The sequence below is a fragment of the Amycolatopsis sp. NPDC004368 genome (assembly GCF_053602515.1).
Genome location: NZ_JBSGDT010000002.1, coordinates 148,077 through 163,335 on the forward strand (window position 1 = coordinate 148,077; position 15,259 = coordinate 163,335).

Genomic DNA, 15,259 nt, shown 5'->3' on the forward strand with positions numbered 1-15,259 from the left:
TCGGTCCGCCGGCGGCGAAACTGTCTGTGCGGGGGTGGTTCAGGCCGCTAGCTTCGCCGCATGGGGAACTTCAAGTTCGGTGTCAGCCTGCGGTCCGTCACGACCACGTTCCACGACCAGTGCCGGCGCGCCGAGGAACTCGGCTACGACGCGATCAGCGTGCCCGACCACTTGGGCGCCGGGCGCCCGGCGCCGTTCCCGGCCCTGGTGGCTGCCGCTTCGGTGACCTCGCGGCCGCTGGTCGGGACGCTCGTGTCGAACCTGCCGTTCTACAACGTCGCCCTGTTCGCCCGCGACGTCGAGAGCACCCAGGTGCTCACCGGCGGCCGCCTCGAGCTCGGCCTGGGCTCCGGCCACATGAAATCCGAGTTCGACGAGGCACGCCTGCCGTGGCGCAACGCCGCCGACCGCATCGCCTACCTGCGTGACGGCCTGGCCGAACTGCGCTCCCGCCTCGACACCCTGCCGCGCCTGCTCATCGCGGGCAACAGCAACGGCGTCCTCGCCCTGGCCGCCGGCGAGGCCGACGTCGTCGGCTTCGCCGGACTGCGTCAGGCCCGCGGCAAAGCACCAGGCACCTTCGTCCTGGACCCGGCCCCGGTCATGGACGAGCGGGTCGCCTACTTCCGTTCCCTGGCCAGTGATCGCGACGTCGAGTACAACCTGCTGGTGCAACGCGTGGTCGTCACCACCGACCGCCGCGGGGCAGCTGAGGAATGGCGGTCATCGACGGATCCGAAGCCTGGGGTCGACGAGCTGCTGGAAGCACCGCAGCTGTTGCTGGGGACGGCGGATGAGATCGCCGAACAGCTCGTGCAGCGCCGGGAACGGTGGGGATTCTCGTACATCACGGTGTTCGACTCGATGATGGAGGAGCTGGCGCCGGTGGTGGCTCAGCTTCGGGGACGTTGATCGCGGCGAGCAGAACCGCCACCTCGTCGACGAGGTGCACACCGCACTCGCCGACGCCGGGCTGCTCCGGAACCTCACGCCCCAGCGGCTCGGCGGCCACGAAGCGGGCGTGGCGACCCTCATGGTCGTCACGTCGCCCAGCAGGTGCTCGAAGCGATCAACATCCTGATCAACGTCCACGGTGCCACGAGCTTCGCGGAAACCAGCCGCAGGCAACAGTTCTGGCGCCACGCGAACACCGCCGCCCACCAGGCCGGCCGCGCGAATCCCGAGGCGCCCCGGGGAGTCCATTGTGGACGTTCGGCGGCAAACCAGCGACCTCGGCTGACTCGACGCCGACGGCTTCCTCACCCTCACCGGCCGCAAGAAGGACCGCGTGATCACCTCGGCTGCCAAGAACCTCTCACCCGCCGCGATCGAGAACGACCTGCGCCGGGTCGCCGATGCCGTGCTGCTCGGCCGTACCCGATGGCGCCGCCGAGCGTCGATCCCGGACGATCTGCCCGCACTCACCGCGGAAACCGGGAACCCGGCAGGCACACCGACGAACGACTGCGTTCGGTCATCACCCGTGACGTGGAGTCGGTGAACGCACGCTATTCTCCGCCCGAGCGAATCCGGGAGTTCGCGATCGGGCCCGAGCCGTTCATGGTCTGGTCCGGTGAGCCGCCCCCGGTCCTCGAGATCCGGAGCGACGTCGTCGCCCGGTGCCACACCGCACCGGTCGACTGCGCTCCACCCCGCCCGCTGAACCACCGGCAACGCCGCCGGTGACCGTGAGGAAGGACCCTTCTCCATGAGGAAACTGCGGACCAAGGCGGCCGTGCTGGCCGCCGTGGCGCTCGTGGCGGCCGCGTTCACCGCCGCCCCGGCGCAAGCAGCGGGCGGCGGCAACAACGACCCCTCGTGCCGGCCCAGCGCGGCGCACCCCCGTCCCGTGGTCTTCCTCCACGGCCTCGGCGCCACCTACTACGAGGACCTCAACCTCATGCAAGCTGCCGTCGCGGCCAAGGGCTACTGCACGTTCAGCCAGACCTACGGCGCCTACCCCGGTTTCCCCGTGGTCGGCGGCCTGCGCCCCATCGCCGACTCGGCCGCGGAGATCAAGGCGTTCATCGGCCAGGTGCTCGCGGAGACCGGAGCGTCGCAAGTGGACGTCGTCGGCCACTCCGAGGGCGGCTTCCAGTCCCTCTACGTCACGAAAACCCAGGGCATCTCGGACAAGATCGGCTCGGTCGTGTCCATCGCGCCGCCCACGCACGGCACCACGTTCGCCGGCCTGACCAAGCTCGCGTACCTGCTCGGGCAGGGCGAGCGCGACGCCGTCGGCAAGGCCCTGCAGACGCTCGGCTGCCCGGCCTGCGACGATCTGATCACCGACGGCGCGGCCGTCAAGACCCTCACGAACGGTCCCATCGCGCAGCCCGGCGTGAAGTACACCGTGATCACCTCGCGCTACGACGAGCTGGTGACCCCCACCGACACGGCGTTCGTGCGCGAGGCCGGCGTGCGCAACGAGTACGTCCAGGACACGTGCCCGTTCGACCCGGTGGGCCACATCGGCGAGGCTTACGACCTCAACGTCTGGAACCTCGTCACCAACGCCCTCGACCCGGCCCACGCCACGAAGTTCTTCTGCACCGTCGGCTCCCCGGGCTGATCCCGGGCGGGGCCCCTCGGGTTTCGAGGGGCCCCGCGCCGGCCGTCAGTACGCGACGGTGAAGCGCGCCCGGCTGTGGCGCGGCTCGTCGATCTCGTCGAGGAACGCGATCGCGAAGTCGTCACCACCGATGTGCGACTTCCCCGCATCGTCGGTCACCAGCACGTCGCCGCCCAGGCGGAACGACCCCTTGCGCTCCCCCAGAACCCAAGCGCCGAATTCCGCGGCCGGGCTCACGTAGAACCACTCGACGTCGGCCGGCAGCGCGCGCAACGCGTCGAGCACGTCCGCGTGGGAGCTCGCCTCGGACTTGTACTCGTCCGGGAAGTCGGGCGTGTCCACCAGCCGCGGACCGCCCTCGGTCGTGTGCAGGGACCCCGCGCCACCCACGAACGACAGCCGCGCCCCGGTCGCGCGGGCCGCTTCGCTCAGCGCCGGCAGCGCGTCGAGCAGCCGCCGGCCCTCGTCGTCGGCACGGCTGGGCGTCGCGACCACGATGACGTCGGCGCCCTCGGTCACGTCAGTGATGAAGCCGTCGTCGTGCAGCGAGCCCGAGCGGGCCTCCACCTCGGCGGGCAGGCCCTCGGCCTTGCGCGCCACACCCACCACCGCGTGGCCACGCCGCAGGGCCTCGTCCGTGATCCGGCCACCGGCGTACCCCGTCGCGCCGAAAACCACCAGCTTGCTCATGTTCCCCGTCCCTCCTGATTGAACGCTCAACGAGAGCGAGGGTAGAGGCGGGTGATCCACTACTTCAACGAAACCAACGCACCGCCGGGTAGGCGTGCAGGTCAGCCGCCGAGCTGGGCGAACGACTTCGCGAGACCGGCCTTCGCCGCGTTCGCGTCGAAGGGCACACGCACCTCGCCGACGGCCGTCGGCTTCGCGAGCACCTGGTAGCTGGCCGTGCGGTTGGGCAGCGAGAACTTGACCGTGCACGACATGGTGATGGTCGCGTCGGCGGCCGCGTCGCCTTGCGTGGAGCAGGTCTTCGACCCGAGGGAATCGGCGCTGATGTCGATCGTGAGTGTCACGTGCACAGTGGGCTTCGAGCCCGGGCTGTTGCCGACGACGCTGTTGGTCACGTCGACGGTGGCGGTGCACGAGCCGACGAAGTCCTGGCAGTCGAGGCGGTCGTTGGTGACCACCACGCTCGCCTGCGCGAGGCCGTCGAACGGCCGGCCCAGCCCGCCGACGGCGTTGTCGAAGTCGGCGTGGAACTTCTTGAGGTCGTCGCCGGTCAGCGGCTTGACCTGGAAGCCGGTGCCGAGCTTCGGGCCGCCGAGCGGGTCGAGCAGCGCCGGCGCGAACGAGACCACGCGGTGGGGCGACGCGGTGGTCACCTGCAGCGCACCGAGGCCGCCGCCGAGCTGGTAGACCTCCGTGCCGTCGTCGAGCTTGCGCTTCACCGGGTCGGCGGTCTGGTTGAGAGTCGACAACGATTTGGTCAGCCCGGCCACCAGCCGGCCCGGGGAGAACCGCGCGGAGGGATCCATCGGCAGCTCCGTGCCGACGGTGTGCACCCAGCCGGCACCGAACTGCGTGCTGTTTTCCTCGAGGCCGTGCGACTTCCAGTAGTCGGCGTCGGCGGAGAGGTAGAGATCGTCGCCGAGTTCGGTGACCTGCACCACGTGACCTTCGAACGGCAGCGCGCCGAATCCGTCGCCGTCGCGCGTGATGCGGAAACCGACCCCGATCGGCTTGCCCGAGGCATCCTTCACCGTGGTGTCGAGCTCCAGCGCGGGCGCCTTGCCCAGCGCGTCCAAAGCGGCGTCCACGGCCTCGCGCTGCTCCGAAAGCCGGTCGGCTTTCTGCTGGTCAGCGGCGGAAACTCCCGCCGAACCGGAGACCGCGACCTCGCAGCCCGCCAGTACCCCACCCAGTAGTACGACCGCCGCGGCGATCCATCCAGCCCGCATTCTCGCCCCTCTTTTCCGCGGGGATCATCCCATGCCCGCGGCACGCGCCTGCACGACCGGAATCAAGTCGTCACCCGCCGGCCGACCCAAGGTTTAGCCGGGCGGGGCCACCCACCGCAACCTCCTTGTGCGACGAGGGTTTACACTTCTCGAGTTGTCTCGGCGAGGCGGGTGCACCCTGTGGTGCCCAGCGTGATCGACGCGGCGGCTCGAGAAGCCCCGTGGAATGTGCACGCCTGGAAACTCGCCGCCGTACGCAGCCGAATTTCGAACGCTGATTTGTGAACACCGCCCTGAGCAGAGATCGACGATCCCCGCCGCCACCTGCTGCTCGAATTGTGATTTGAAGGAGTGCTACACCGTGTCCGAGGTACGTCTTTCCGTCGAGCCGCGCACCGAGTTCGGCAAGGGCGCCGCGCGGCGCACCCGTCGCGCCGGCAAGATCCCCGCGGTCCTCTACGGGCACGGCTCGGACCCGCGGCACTTCGCGCTGCCGGCCATCGAGTTCGCCCGCGTCGTGCGTGAGAACGGCAGCAACGCCGTGCTCACCCTCGACCTGGAGGGCTCCAGCGAGCTCGCGCTGACGAAGACCATCGTCGTGCACCCGCTGAAGAACTACATCGAGCACGTCGACCTGCTCGTGGTCCGCCGCGGCGAGAAGGTCACCGTCGACGTGCCGGTGGTCGTCACCGGCACCGCCGGCCCGGGTGGCCTGGTGAACCAGGACCTCGACGCCGTGCAGATCGAGGTCGAGGCCCTGCACATCCCCGACCAGATCGAGGTCTCGGTCGAGGGCGCCGAGGTCGGCACCCAGATCACCGCCGCGCAGCTCACGCTGCCGCAGGGCGCGGTCCTCGTGACCGACGCCGAAGCGCTGGTCGTGGCCGTGAACGAGCCGCAGCGTGAAGAGGCCGCTGACGAAGAGGCCGGCGAAGGCGCCGAGGCCGCCGCCGGAGACGCCGAATAAACTCACTTCCGTGAGTGAAGACCTGCCCGGGGCCGGCGAGCTGACACTGCTCGCCGGCCTCGGCAATCCCGGGCCCCAATACGCCGGCAACCGCCACAACGTCGGTTTCATGGTGCTCGACGAGCTGGCCACCCGCATCGGCGGCAAGTTCAAGGCGCACAAAAGTGGCGCCGAGGTGCTGGAGGGCCGGCTGTCGGGCCGGCGCGTGGTGCTGGTCAAGCCGCGCTCGTTCATGAACCTCTCCGGCGGGCCCGTGGTCGGCGCCGCCCGGTTCTTCAAGGTCGACCCCTCGGGCGTCGTCGTGGTCCACGACGAGCTCGACGTCGACTTCGGCTCCCTGAAGCTCAAGCTCGGCGGTGGCGACAACGGGCACAACGGCCTGCGGTCCATCACCAAATCGCTCGGCACGCGTGAGTACTACCGCGTGCGCGTGGGCATCGGCCGCCCGCCGGGCCGCCAGGACCCCGCCGATTTCGTGCTCAAGGACTTCTCGACGGTCGAGCGCAAAGAGCTCCCGTTCGAGATCTCCGTGGCCGCCGACGCGGCCGAAGCGCTTGTCTCGAAGGGGCTCACCGCCGCCCAGAACGAATTCCACGCGGGCTGAGCAACCGATTGCTCCCTGTCAGTGATCAACAGTTGCTTTGCGTAGTTTTTCCTCACTCGATGGGCGGCTTATGGGGCCCTGATCGAGTCGTCCCGGTGCGCGCGGCCTTCCCGCTGCCCCGGTGACCGGTTAGGACGGAAAGCGGGAGTCCGCATACCGACCCTGAATCGGAGAATGTTTCATGTCGTTCACCGCCGAGGACCTCAGCGAGGTCACCTTCGGTAACGCCCCGATCGGCCGCCGTGGTTATGCCAAACAGGAGGTCGACGAGTTCGTGCGGCGCATCGCGAAAACGATCGCCGAAGAGGACGACCTGACCGCGGCCGAAGTCCACCACGTCATGTTCAACAAGCCGCTGATCGGCAAGCGCGGCTACGACGAACGCGAAGTCGACGAATTCCTCGACGCCGTGGAAGACCAGCTCGCCGACCTGTCCGGCCGGCGCGCCCCCGCCGTTCCCGGCGCCCGCGACGAGCACGAGGCCACCGCCTCGCGCGCCCCGCGCCCGGAGGTGACGGAGACCGAAGCCCACTTCCAGGAGCGGTAGCCCCTCCCCCGAGGCGCTAATCTCCCGCGCCGTTCCCCCGCGGCGCTTTCCTCCTGAACCAAACCCCGCCCTCCGGACTCCCAGAACCCCGAAAAACGAGAACCGGCCCGCTCACAGGTTGAGCGGGCCGGTTCTCGTTTTCCGGGGTCAGTGCCCCACAGGGGTCAGTGCCCCACAGGGGTCAGTGCTCCGCGTTGCGCGCGATCTTGTCCGCGTACTGCACCGCAGTCGCCGCTCGCTTGACCTTGCCCGACGGCGTCTTCGGCAGGCTTCCGGCGGGCAGCACCACCACCGCGAACGGGCGCATGTCCACGGCGTCGCGCACGCGGGCGGCGACCTCCTTGGACAGGGCGCGCTCGGCGTCGAGGTCACCGGCCAGCTTCGACTCCACGACAACGGCGAAGCGTTCGCGGCGGCTGCCCGCGTCGAGGCGGACGGCGACGGCGTTGCCGGCGCGCACGCCCTCGACCGAGGTGGCCGCGCGTTCGATGTCGGTGGGGTACAGGTTGCGGCCGCCCATGATGATGACGTCCTTGCGGCGGCCGCAGATCACGATCTGGCCGTCGACGAGGTAACCCAGGTCGCCGGTTTTCATCCAGCCCTCTGCGTCCTGGGTCTCGAGCGGGCCGTCGACGGTCAGGTAGCCGGGGGTCACGGCGGGCCCGCGCAGGCGGATCTCGCCGACCTCACGGTCACCCAGGACCTCGCCGTCAGTGGAGACGATGTCCGCCTCCAGACCGTCGAGCGGGCGGCCCAGCATGGCGAACGCGCGCACCGCCTCCGTGCCGCGGCGCGGATCGCCCTCGGGCACCGGGACGGCCCGGTTGTCGGCCTCCAGGGCGTCGGCCTCGACGACGTCCAGCGTGAGGCCCGTGAACAGCGGCGCGAACGACACGGCCAGCGTCGCCTCGGCCATGCCGTAGGCGGGGAACACGCACTCGGCGGGCATCTTGAAGCGCGCGCCCGCGTCGACGAACGTCTGCACGGCCGCCTCGTCCACCGGCTCGGCACCGTTGAGGGCGATGCGCAGCTTGGACAGGTCGTAGGCGTTGTCGTCCTCGACGCGGGCCATGCGGCGCCCGACGATGGCGTACGCGAAGTTCGGCGCGGCCGTGGTCGTGCCGTTGTACTTGGAGATCAGCTCGGGCCAGATCAACGGGCCGGACAGGAACTCGACCGGCGTGATCTTCACCAGCTCCACGCCGAACGTCATCGGCACGGTCAGGAACCCGACCATGCCCATGTCGTGGAACGTCGGCAGCCACGACACCATCACGTCGACGTCGAAGTCGAACTCCGCGCGCTCGACCATGGCCTTGACGTTGGTGTAGAGGTTCCCATACGTGATCCGCACGGCCTTCGGGTCGGCCGTCGACCCGCTGGTGAGCTGCAGGAGTGCGGTGTCGCCCTCGGCGGTGGGCACGACCTCGGCCAGCGGCTCGGCCTCGGCCAGCTCCGTGATCAGGCGGTGCTCGATGCCCTTCTCCGCCAGCACGGGCGCGAGCTGGTCGAACGGCTCGCCCAGCACCACGAGCCCGGCGCCGATCATGTTCAGCACCTTCACCGTGTCCTCGGCCCACTCGACGAGGTCCGTGCGCGCCGTCGGCTGGTGCAGCATCGTCACGCTGCCACCCGCCAGCCACACGGCCTGCACGGTGGGCGCGATCAGCACCGGCGCGGCGGCCAGCACCGCCACCGCACTACCGGGCTTCAACCCGCTCGCGACCAGCCCACCGGCGATCTTCTTGGCCTGGTCGTGGACCTCGGCCCAGGTCCGGCGCACCGGCTCCTTGGGCTCGCCCGTGACCATGCCGCGCTGCTGACCCCGCCCCGTCGCCGTGCCGACGAGCGTGTCCACGAACCGACTCATGCGCGACAGATTACTGTCTGGTTGTCAACGCCCGCCCGCGGTGGCGTGAACAGCGACGGTCAACACGTCATTCCAGGGCTTCGGACGTCTCCAGCCAGCGCGCCTCGACGTCTTCCTTCTCCGCGTGCACGCCCTTGAGCTCGGTGTTCAGCGCGATCAGCTTGTCCGGGTCCGTCGCCGCTTCCAGCAACGCCGCGTGCAGCTTCTCCTCACGCGCGGCCAGCTGGTCGAGCTTGCGCTCCAGCCGCCCGAGCTCCTTCTGCGCCGCCCGGATCTCGGCGTTGCTGCGCTTGGCCTCGGCCTTGTCCGGAGCCGCCTCCTCGCGCCGCGGCGCCACGTCCTTCAGCTTCGTGCGGCGGTCGAGGTACTCCTCGATGCCGCCGGGCAGGTTCGTCACGTGGCCGTCGCCGAACAAGGCCACGGTGATGTCGCAGACGCGTTCCACGAGGTAACGGTCGTGCGAGACCACGACCATCGTGCCGGGCCAGCCGTCGAGCAGGTCTTCGAGCTGCTGCAGGGTGTCGATGTCGAGGTCGTTGGTGGGCTCGTCGAGCAGCAGCACGTTGGGCTCGGCCATCAGCAGCCGGCACAGCTGCAGCCGGCGCCGCTCGCCGCCCGACAGGTCACCGACGGGCGTCCACTGCCGTTCGGGCGGGAAACCGAGCTTCTCGCCCAGCTGCGAAGCCGTCATCTCCTGCTTGCCGAACACGACGCGCCCGGCCACCTGCTCGATGGCCTGCAGCACCCGCAGGTCGCCCGGCAGGTCGTCGAGCTCCTGGCGCAGGTGCGCGAGCGCCACGGTCTTGCCCTCGACGCGCCGTCCGGTCTCCGGCTCGACGTCGCCGCCCAGCAGCTTGAGCAGCGAGGTCTTGCCCGAGCCGTTCACGCCGACGAGACCCACTCGGTCACCCGGCCCGATGCGCCACGTCACGTGGTCGAGCAGCGTGCGGTCGCCGACGGACAGCGACACGTCTTCCAGCTCCAGCACCGTTTTGCCGAGGCGGCGTTTGGCGAACGCCATCAGCTCCACGGAGTCGCGCAGCGGCGGCACGTCGGCGATCAGCGCCTCGGCGGCTTCCACGCGGTAGCGCGGCTTCGACGAGCGCGCCTGCGGGCCGCGGCGCAGCCACGCCAGCTCCTTGCGCGCCAGGTTCTGCCGCTTCTCCTCGGCCGTCGCGGCCAGGCGCGCCCGCTCGGCGCGCGCGAAGATCCAGTCGGCGTAACCGCCTTCGTACTGCTCGACGCGCCCGTTCGCGACTTCCCACGTGAGGCTCGCGACGGTGTCGAGGAACCACCGGTCGTGGGTCACGACCACCACGGCGATGCGGCGGGACAGCAGGTGGTCGGCCAGCCAGCGGACACCTTCGACGTCCAGGTGGTTGGTGGGCTCGTCAAGCACCACGAGGTCGAGCTCACCGGTCAGCGCGGCCGCCAGCGCGACGCGCCGGCGTTCGCCACCGGAGAGGTTGGCGGTCGGGGTGTCGAGACCGATGGCCGTGATCCCCAGACCGTCCACAATGGACCGCACGCGGGCGTCGGCGGCCCATTCGTGTTCGGCGCCGTAGCGCTCCAGCACGACGTCACCGACCGTGCTGCCGTGCGGCAGTTCGGTTCGCTGCGTGACGACGGCCATGCGCAGGTCGCGAACGTGGCTCACGCGACCGGAATCCGGCTCGCTGATGCCCGCGAGCACTTCCAGCAGCGTCGTCTTGCCGCCGCCGTTGAGACCGACCACGCCGATGCGCTGCCCGGCGGCGACGCCGAGCGAAACACCGTCCAGCAACGGTTTCACGCCGTACGACTTGCTCACCGACTCCAGGTTGACCAGGTTGGCCATCCGATTCAGCCGATCCTTTCCACAGTGGACAGAAGGGTCACGCGTGCACGCGCGGCGGCGTGCCCCGGGGCGCGTCGTCGCCGCCGACCAGCCGGGCACCGGGCACGGGGCCGTGGGCGACGCGCACCGTGCGGCACACGCCGGCGCCGGACAGCTCGGCCGCCACCTCGACGGCGGCCTGCGCGTCGGCGCAGAGGAACGCGCACGTGGGCCCCGAGCCGGACACGCAGCCGGCCAGGGCACCCGCGTTCACACCGGCGCGCAGCGTACGGCGCAGGCCGGGACGCAGGGACACGGCGGCCGCCTGCAGGTCGTTGCCCAGCAGCAGCGCGAGCTGACGGGGGTCGCCCGACGCCAGTGCCTCGACGACCGGCGTGTGCGAGCCGATGCGCGGCGGGTTGCCGTCGGTGCGCAGCCGGTCGAGCTCCTTGAACACCTTCGGCGTCGACAGGCCTTCGGAGTCGAACGCGAGCACCCAGTGGAACGTGTGGCGCGAGAGCACCGGCACGAGCTGCTCACCGCGGCCGGTGCCGAGCGCGGTGCCGCCGTAGAGCGCGAAGGGCACGTCGCTGCCGAGCTTGCCCGCGATGGCGGCCAGCTCGTCGCGCGTCACGTCGAGCTTCCACAGTGAGGCCAGGCCCACGAGCGTCGCCGCGGCGTCGGCACTGCCGCCCGCCATACCGCCGGCGACGGGGATGCCCTTGCGCAGCACGATCCGCACCTTGGGGTCGTCGCCCTCGGGGCGCCCGGTGTAGAGGGAGAGCTCCTGGGCCGCGCGCCAGGCGAGGTTGGTGGCATCGGTGGGCACCGAGCCTTCCCCCTCGCCGTAGACCTCGAGCCCGGGATCGTCGGTGGCCGCGACGGTCACCTCGTCCGTGAGCGACAACGCCTGGAACACGGTGACCAGGTCGTGGTAACCGTCCTCACGCAGGTCACCGATCGCCAGGTGCAGGTTGACCTTGGCCGGGACCCGGACGGTGACTGGTGGTGGAACTACGGCGAGCACCCGTCAAGCCTACGTGGCCGGACGCCTGGGCTCCCCACCAGGAGAAAACAGCCGTTTTCAGGACGCGTGTCCCAACCCTTCGGACACGTCCCCGCCACTTTCGGACTTCGTGTCCGGCGCGGGCCCGCGCACCACCTCGTAGCGCAAGTGGGTCACGTCGCGGTCGGTCCACTGCCGGACCTGGCGCAGCTCGACGTGGGTGTCGCCGAACAACCGCCGCCCACGGCCCAGCAGCACCGGCACGAGGTGGATCTCCAGCTCGTCGAGCAAATCCGCACGCAGCAACGCTTGCGCCGCGCCGGCGCCGTGCACCAGCACCGCCCGCCCGCCCGCGGCGGCCCGCGCGTCGGCCACGCACTCGCCGACGTCGGTGTAGAACCGCGCGCTACCGGGCGGTGTGTCGTCCGGTTCGACGTGGTGCGTCAGGACGTTGATCGCCACGCCGTCGTGGTGGTCGCCCTGCCACCGCCCGGCCAGCTCGAACGTGCGCCGGCCCGAGATCACGGCACCGGTCGCCAAGGCCTCGCGGTAGATCTCACCGCTGGGCCCGTCGCCGAAACGGTCGTCGAGCCAGTTGAACAGCCGCCCGCCGCCCTCGCCGAGCTCCTGCCCACGCCGATCGTCGGGCCCGGTGATGAACCCGTCGAGGGACATCGACATGTACAGCCGGATCGGTCCGCCGTGGTGCGTCATGTGATCCTCCTCGTGTCGCCGGACACGAGGACGTCGAACGAGCTCCCCGGAAATCGACAGGGCCCCTCGAATCCGCGAGGGGCCCTCTCGATTCCGGAAGACCGTGGCTCAGGCGGCGACGCTCTGCGGACCGCGGGCGGCCTGCGTCACGTGGGCACCGCGGTCGGCGATCCACGCCAGCGCCGCGTCGGCCCGCTCACCGCGGACACCCACGCGGAAGCGGGCGATCGGGGTGTCACCGATGCGGGTCAGGCCGCCGCCGATGGTGGCGAGCTCCACGTCGAAGCGGCCGGCCGCCTCGGGCAGCAGCGCGCCGACGGACGCGAAGCCGATCAGCACGATGTCGGCGGACCGGTCGTACTTGGCGGTCTGCGCCCGGGCCGTTTCGATGGCCGGCAGCACCGCCTGCGCGGTCCAGCTGCCGGGGGAGGCGATGAGGTCGAGCACGTGGCCGCGTTCGACGACCGCGCCGTCTTCGAGCACCGCGACGTCGTCGCAGACGCGGCGGACGACACCGGCGTCCGGCGTGGTGAGCAACACCGTGGTGCCCAGCTCGGCGCGTGCCCGGTCGAGCACGGCCAGCACGGCGCCGGCTTCCTCGGGGGCGATGCCGGCGGTGGGGTCGTCGGCGAGCAGCACGGCGGGGCCGGCGGCGAGCGCCTTGGCCACGGCGACCCGGCGCAGCTGGCCGGGCGTGAGGTCGGCCGGCTTCTGCGCGGCGCGGGCGGTGAGGCCCACGAGGTCGAGCAGGTTGCCGACGCGGCTCTTGCGCTGCGGGCCGTCGACGCCGAGCTGCTCCAGCGGCGTGGCGATGTTGCCGGCGACGGTGCGCTCGGCGAGCAGCTCCGGCTTGGTGCCGACCACACCCAGCTGACGGCGAACCTCGCGCAGCCGGCGGCCGTCGAGTGCACCGGTGTTGAGGCCGTCGAGCCGCACAACACCGCGGTCGGGGCGCTCCTGCAGCGCGATGCAGCGGGCGAGGGTGGACTTGCCGGAGCCGGCGGGGCCCACCACACCGAAGAGGGAACCGGCCTGCACGTCCACGCTCACATCGCGCAGCGCGGAAACCGGATTTCCGTTGAGGGGAAAGGACTTGGACACGTTTTCGACAGTGATCACGAAGGAAGCTCCAGGCATGGGGCGCAGCGCCGTTTCCGGGCGCGCCGGGCGTCACCGAATCACCGTCCTTTTCGGACGGTGCGCAGAATTGCGTGAATAAGGATCAGGCGATGACCATGGAGCGTCGACACGCACTTACCGTGCGGCGACCTTCGTCAACAACACGCCGTCGGGTCAACAGGAGCGGGCGGGCTACCCTCTTCATCGGAAACAGCCTCCATCGGTCCTGGCTGTAGCACCTGCCCCACGGAGGGTGGTTGCTGCGACTTCGGCGAGCCAGGTCTCTCAGTCGCTCGGGATGGACTTTCTGAGTAAAGCCGATCCCATTGGGTGAACGCAAGCGCGTTGGTGCAGATCACACGAGTGGTGGTGCCCGAATACCGGGACACCCGCAGTCACATCGTGGACCCCGAATGCTCCGGCACCGAACTTCCTCGGCCCGCCAACCGCCGTCGCTCTTTCCACTGTGGACTGTTCCATTCCCTGGTGCAGCGAGGATTTTCGTCGTGAATGCGCTCGCGATCGGGCCCGGTTGGTAACTGACGGTTCGGCGAACTACCTCGCGAGGGCGAGACATCGCGTCTTCCCGACCGGACTCTTGTCCCGCCGGTGAGCCGTTCACGGGCGTCCGCCACCCCCGTTGTGATACAGCCGTATCAGATACAGTCGTACCACGAAAGCGAGGGAGCACGATGCCGCGACGGGTCGACCACGAGCAACGCCGGCGCGAGATCGCGATGGCGGTGTGGCGCATCGCGGCCGAGCGCGGCCTGGAATCGGTGAGCCTGCGCGAGGTGGCCGCCGAAGCCGGCGTGTCGCTGCGGCTGGTGCAGTACTACTTCGAGACGAAGCACAACCTGCTCGTACTCGCCCTGCGCTACCTCCACGAACGCGGCGAGCAGCGCACCCAGGCCCGCGTGGCCGCGCAGCTGGACCAGAGCGTGCGCGGCGTCGCACGGACGCTGCTCACCGAACTGCTCCCGCTCGACGCCGAACGCTCGCTGTCCTTGCGCGTGCACCGCGCCTACTTCAGCCGCACCCACAGCGACCCGGCGCTGGCGAAACTGTTCGTCGCCGCCGAAACACCCGTGGAGGACCTGCTCACCAGCCTGCTCCGCCGCGCCGCCCTGCCCCCGGGGATCCAGCCCCGGCACGAGGCGAACCTGCTGGTCGCGGGCATCACCGGCCTGGGCCTCGACGTGCTGCACGGCCGCTTCACCCCGGCCGAGGCCATCGCGACACTCGACTACCACCTCGGCCGGTTGTTCGGCCCGAGTCAGGCTTGAGCGAGCCGTACGAAGTCGTGCACGTCGAGCTGCTCGCCGCGGGTCTTCGGGTCGATTCCGGCGGCCACGAGCAGCTCACCGGCGCGGTCGGCCGACCCGGCCCAACCGGCGAGAGCCGCGCGCAGCGTCTTGCGGCGCTGGGAGAACGCGGCGTCCACCACCTCGAACAGCCGCTGGCGGTCCACGCCTTCGCGGGGCGTGCCGCGTTCGAAGGCCACGAGGGAAGAGTCGACGTTCGGCACCGGCCAGAACACCGAGCGCGGCACGGCACCGACCTTGCGCGCGGGCCCGTACCAAGCGAGCTTCACACTCGGCACGCCGTAGATCCGGCTGCCGGGTCCGGCGGCCATGCGGTCGGCGACCTCGGTCTGGACCATTACCAGACCCCGCGCCAGCGACGGCAGCTCGGCCAGCAGGTGCAGCACCACGGGCACCGCGACGTTGTACGGCAGGTTCGCGACCAGCGACACCGGTGCTTCGGGCAGATCCGCGGCCGTGACGCGCAGCGCGTCGGCGCCGACCACCGTCAGCTGATCGGCGACAGCCGCGGCGCGGTCGGCCGCGGTGCGCGGCAGCCGGGCGGCCAGCTTGGGATCGATCTCGACGGCCACCACCCGCGCGCCGGCGTCGAGCAATCCCAGCGTCAGCGAGCCGAGGCCGGGGCCGACTTCGAGGACGACGTCGCCCGGCTTCACCCCGGCCAGTTCGACGATGCGGCGAACCGTGTTGGGGTCGTGCACGAAGTTCTGGCCGAGCTTTTTCGTCGGCCGGACGTCGAGCTCTTCGGCCAGCCCGCGGATCTCGGCAGGCCCCAGCAGTTCAACCACCGGGGAAGCCTA

At 70.5% G+C, this 15,259-nt stretch carries 14 protein-coding genes and 1 riboswitch; of the genes, 6 read left to right on the forward strand and 8 right to left on the reverse strand.

The annotated features are described in order from the left end of the window. Positions 1-60 precede the first annotated feature (60 nt). Positions 61-912 carry a TIGR03621 family F420-dependent LLM class oxidoreductase gene (locus ACWEOE_RS04235; RefSeq protein ID WP_452003714.1) on the forward strand — a complete coding sequence of 284 codons (852 nt, stop codon included), beginning with the start codon at positions 61-63 and terminating at the stop codon, positions 910-912. A 796-nt stretch (positions 913-1,708) separates the two neighbouring features. Then, positions 1,709-2,572, forward strand: coding sequence for an esterase/lipase family protein (locus ACWEOE_RS04240; protein WP_452003717.1), 864 nt, complete (start codon positions 1,709-1,711; stop codon positions 2,570-2,572). A gap of 45 nt (positions 2,573-2,617) precedes the next feature. Here the strand turns inward: ACWEOE_RS04240 and ACWEOE_RS04245 are convergent, their stop codons facing one another. After that, a complete protein-coding gene (locus tag ACWEOE_RS04245; RefSeq protein ID WP_452003720.1) occupies positions 2,618-3,262 on the reverse strand; it encodes an NAD(P)-dependent oxidoreductase in 645 nt (214 codons plus the stop codon). 101 nt (positions 3,263-3,363) lie between these two features. After that, a complete protein-coding gene (locus ACWEOE_RS04250; RefSeq protein ID WP_452003723.1) occupies positions 3,364-4,491 on the reverse strand; it encodes a hypothetical protein in 1,128 nt (375 codons plus the stop codon). Positions 4,492-4,852: 361 nt separating this feature from the next. Here ACWEOE_RS04250 and ACWEOE_RS04255 point away from each other — a divergent pair, with 361 nt between their 5' ends. From ACWEOE_RS04255 to ACWEOE_RS04265, 3 genes are all read left to right on the forward strand, one after another. After that, positions 4,853-5,458: a 50S ribosomal protein L25/general stress protein Ctc gene (locus ACWEOE_RS04255; protein WP_452003725.1), complete on the forward strand. Its 606-nt coding sequence runs from the start codon at positions 4,853-4,855 to the stop codon at positions 5,456-5,458. 10 nt (positions 5,459-5,468) lie between these two features. Further along, on the forward strand, positions 5,469-6,062 hold the full coding sequence (gene pth, locus ACWEOE_RS04260; protein ID WP_452003727.1) for an aminoacyl-tRNA hydrolase: 594 nt from the start codon (positions 5,469-5,471) through the stop codon (positions 6,060-6,062). Positions 6,063-6,243: 181 nt separating this feature from the next. After that, positions 6,244-6,609: a DivIVA domain-containing protein gene (locus tag ACWEOE_RS04265; RefSeq protein ID WP_452003729.1), complete on the forward strand. Its 366-nt coding sequence runs from the start codon at positions 6,244-6,246 to the stop codon at positions 6,607-6,609. 181 nt (positions 6,610-6,790) lie between these two features. On the opposite strand, the gene ACWEOE_RS04270 is transcribed toward ACWEOE_RS04265, so the two are convergent. The 5 genes from ACWEOE_RS04270 to ACWEOE_RS04290 all read right to left on the reverse strand — a co-directional run bounded on the left by ACWEOE_RS04270 (position 6,791) and on the right by ACWEOE_RS04290 (position 13,134). Then, positions 6,791-8,479, reverse strand: coding sequence for a fatty acyl-AMP ligase (locus ACWEOE_RS04270; protein WP_452003731.1), 1,689 nt, complete (start codon positions 8,477-8,479; stop codon positions 6,791-6,793). 67 nt (positions 8,480-8,546) lie between these two features. Further along, positions 8,547-10,316 (reverse strand): ATP-binding cassette domain-containing protein, encoded by a 1,770-nt coding sequence (locus ACWEOE_RS04275; protein ID WP_452003734.1) that lies wholly within the window; start codon positions 10,314-10,316, stop codon positions 8,547-8,549. A gap of 37 nt (positions 10,317-10,353) precedes the next feature. Then, entirely contained in the window at positions 10,354-11,322 is a 969-nt protein-coding gene (locus ACWEOE_RS04280; RefSeq protein ID WP_452003737.1) for a 4-(cytidine 5'-diphospho)-2-C-methyl-D-erythritol kinase, read from the reverse strand. A 57-nt stretch (positions 11,323-11,379) separates the two neighbouring features. Beyond that, a complete protein-coding gene (locus ACWEOE_RS04285; protein WP_452003740.1) occupies positions 11,380-12,015 on the reverse strand; it encodes a dihydrofolate reductase family protein in 636 nt (211 codons plus the stop codon). Between the two features lie 108 nt (positions 12,016-12,123). Further along, positions 12,124-13,134 carry a methionine ABC transporter ATP-binding protein gene (locus ACWEOE_RS04290; protein ID WP_452003743.1) on the reverse strand — a complete coding sequence of 337 codons (1,011 nt, stop codon included), beginning with the start codon at positions 13,132-13,134 and terminating at the stop codon, positions 12,124-12,126. A gap of 198 nt (positions 13,135-13,332) precedes the next feature. Then, positions 13,333-13,439: riboswitch (SAM riboswitch) on the reverse strand. 387 nt (positions 13,440-13,826) lie between these two features. Here ACWEOE_RS04290 and ACWEOE_RS04295 point away from each other — a divergent pair. Beyond that, positions 13,827-14,420, forward strand: coding sequence for a TetR/AcrR family transcriptional regulator (locus ACWEOE_RS04295; protein WP_452003746.1), 594 nt, complete (start codon positions 13,827-13,829; stop codon positions 14,418-14,420). On the opposite strand, the gene rsmA is transcribed toward ACWEOE_RS04295, so the two are convergent. Continuing rightward, positions 14,411-15,247 carry a 16S rRNA (adenine(1518)-N(6)/adenine(1519)-N(6))-dimethyltransferase RsmA gene (rsmA, locus tag ACWEOE_RS04300; protein ID WP_452003748.1) on the reverse strand — a complete coding sequence of 279 codons (837 nt, stop codon included), beginning with the start codon at positions 15,245-15,247 and terminating at the stop codon, positions 14,411-14,413. The genes ACWEOE_RS04295 and rsmA overlap by 10 nt on opposite strands. Positions 15,248-15,259 lie beyond the last annotated feature (12 nt).

What these genes read in the sequence shown, in the direction of transcription:
- ACWEOE_RS04235 (WP_452003714.1), top strand. Translation starts at nt 61, where the DNA reads ATGGGGAACTTCAAGTTCGGTGTCAGCCTGCGGTCCGTCACGACCACG.
- ACWEOE_RS04240 (WP_452003717.1), top strand. Translation starts at nt 1,709, where the DNA reads ATGAGGAAACTGCGGACCAAGGCGGCCGTGCTGGCCGCCGTGGCGCTC.
- ACWEOE_RS04245 (WP_452003720.1), bottom strand. Translation starts at nt 3,262, where the DNA reads ATGAGCAAGCTGGTGGTTTTCGGCGCGACGGGGTACGCCGGTGGCCGG.
- ACWEOE_RS04250 (WP_452003723.1), bottom strand. Translation starts at nt 4,491, where the DNA reads ATGCGGGCTGGATGGATCGCCGCGGCGGTCGTACTACTGGGTGGGGTA.
- ACWEOE_RS04265 (WP_452003729.1), top strand. Translation starts at nt 6,244, where the DNA reads ATGTCGTTCACCGCCGAGGACCTCAGCGAGGTCACCTTCGGTAACGCC.
- ACWEOE_RS04270 (WP_452003731.1), bottom strand. Translation starts at nt 8,479, where the DNA reads ATGAGTCGGTTCGTGGACACGCTCGTCGGCACGGCGACGGGGCGGGGT.
- ACWEOE_RS04275 (WP_452003734.1), bottom strand. Translation starts at nt 10,316, where the DNA reads ATGGCCAACCTGGTCAACCTGGAGTCGGTGAGCAAGTCGTACGGCGTG.
- ACWEOE_RS04285 (WP_452003740.1), bottom strand. Translation starts at nt 12,015, where the DNA reads ATGACGCACCACGGCGGACCGATCCGGCTGTACATGTCGATGTCCCTC.
- ACWEOE_RS04295 (WP_452003746.1), top strand. Translation starts at nt 13,827, where the DNA reads ATGCCGCGACGGGTCGACCACGAGCAACGCCGGCGCGAGATCGCGATG.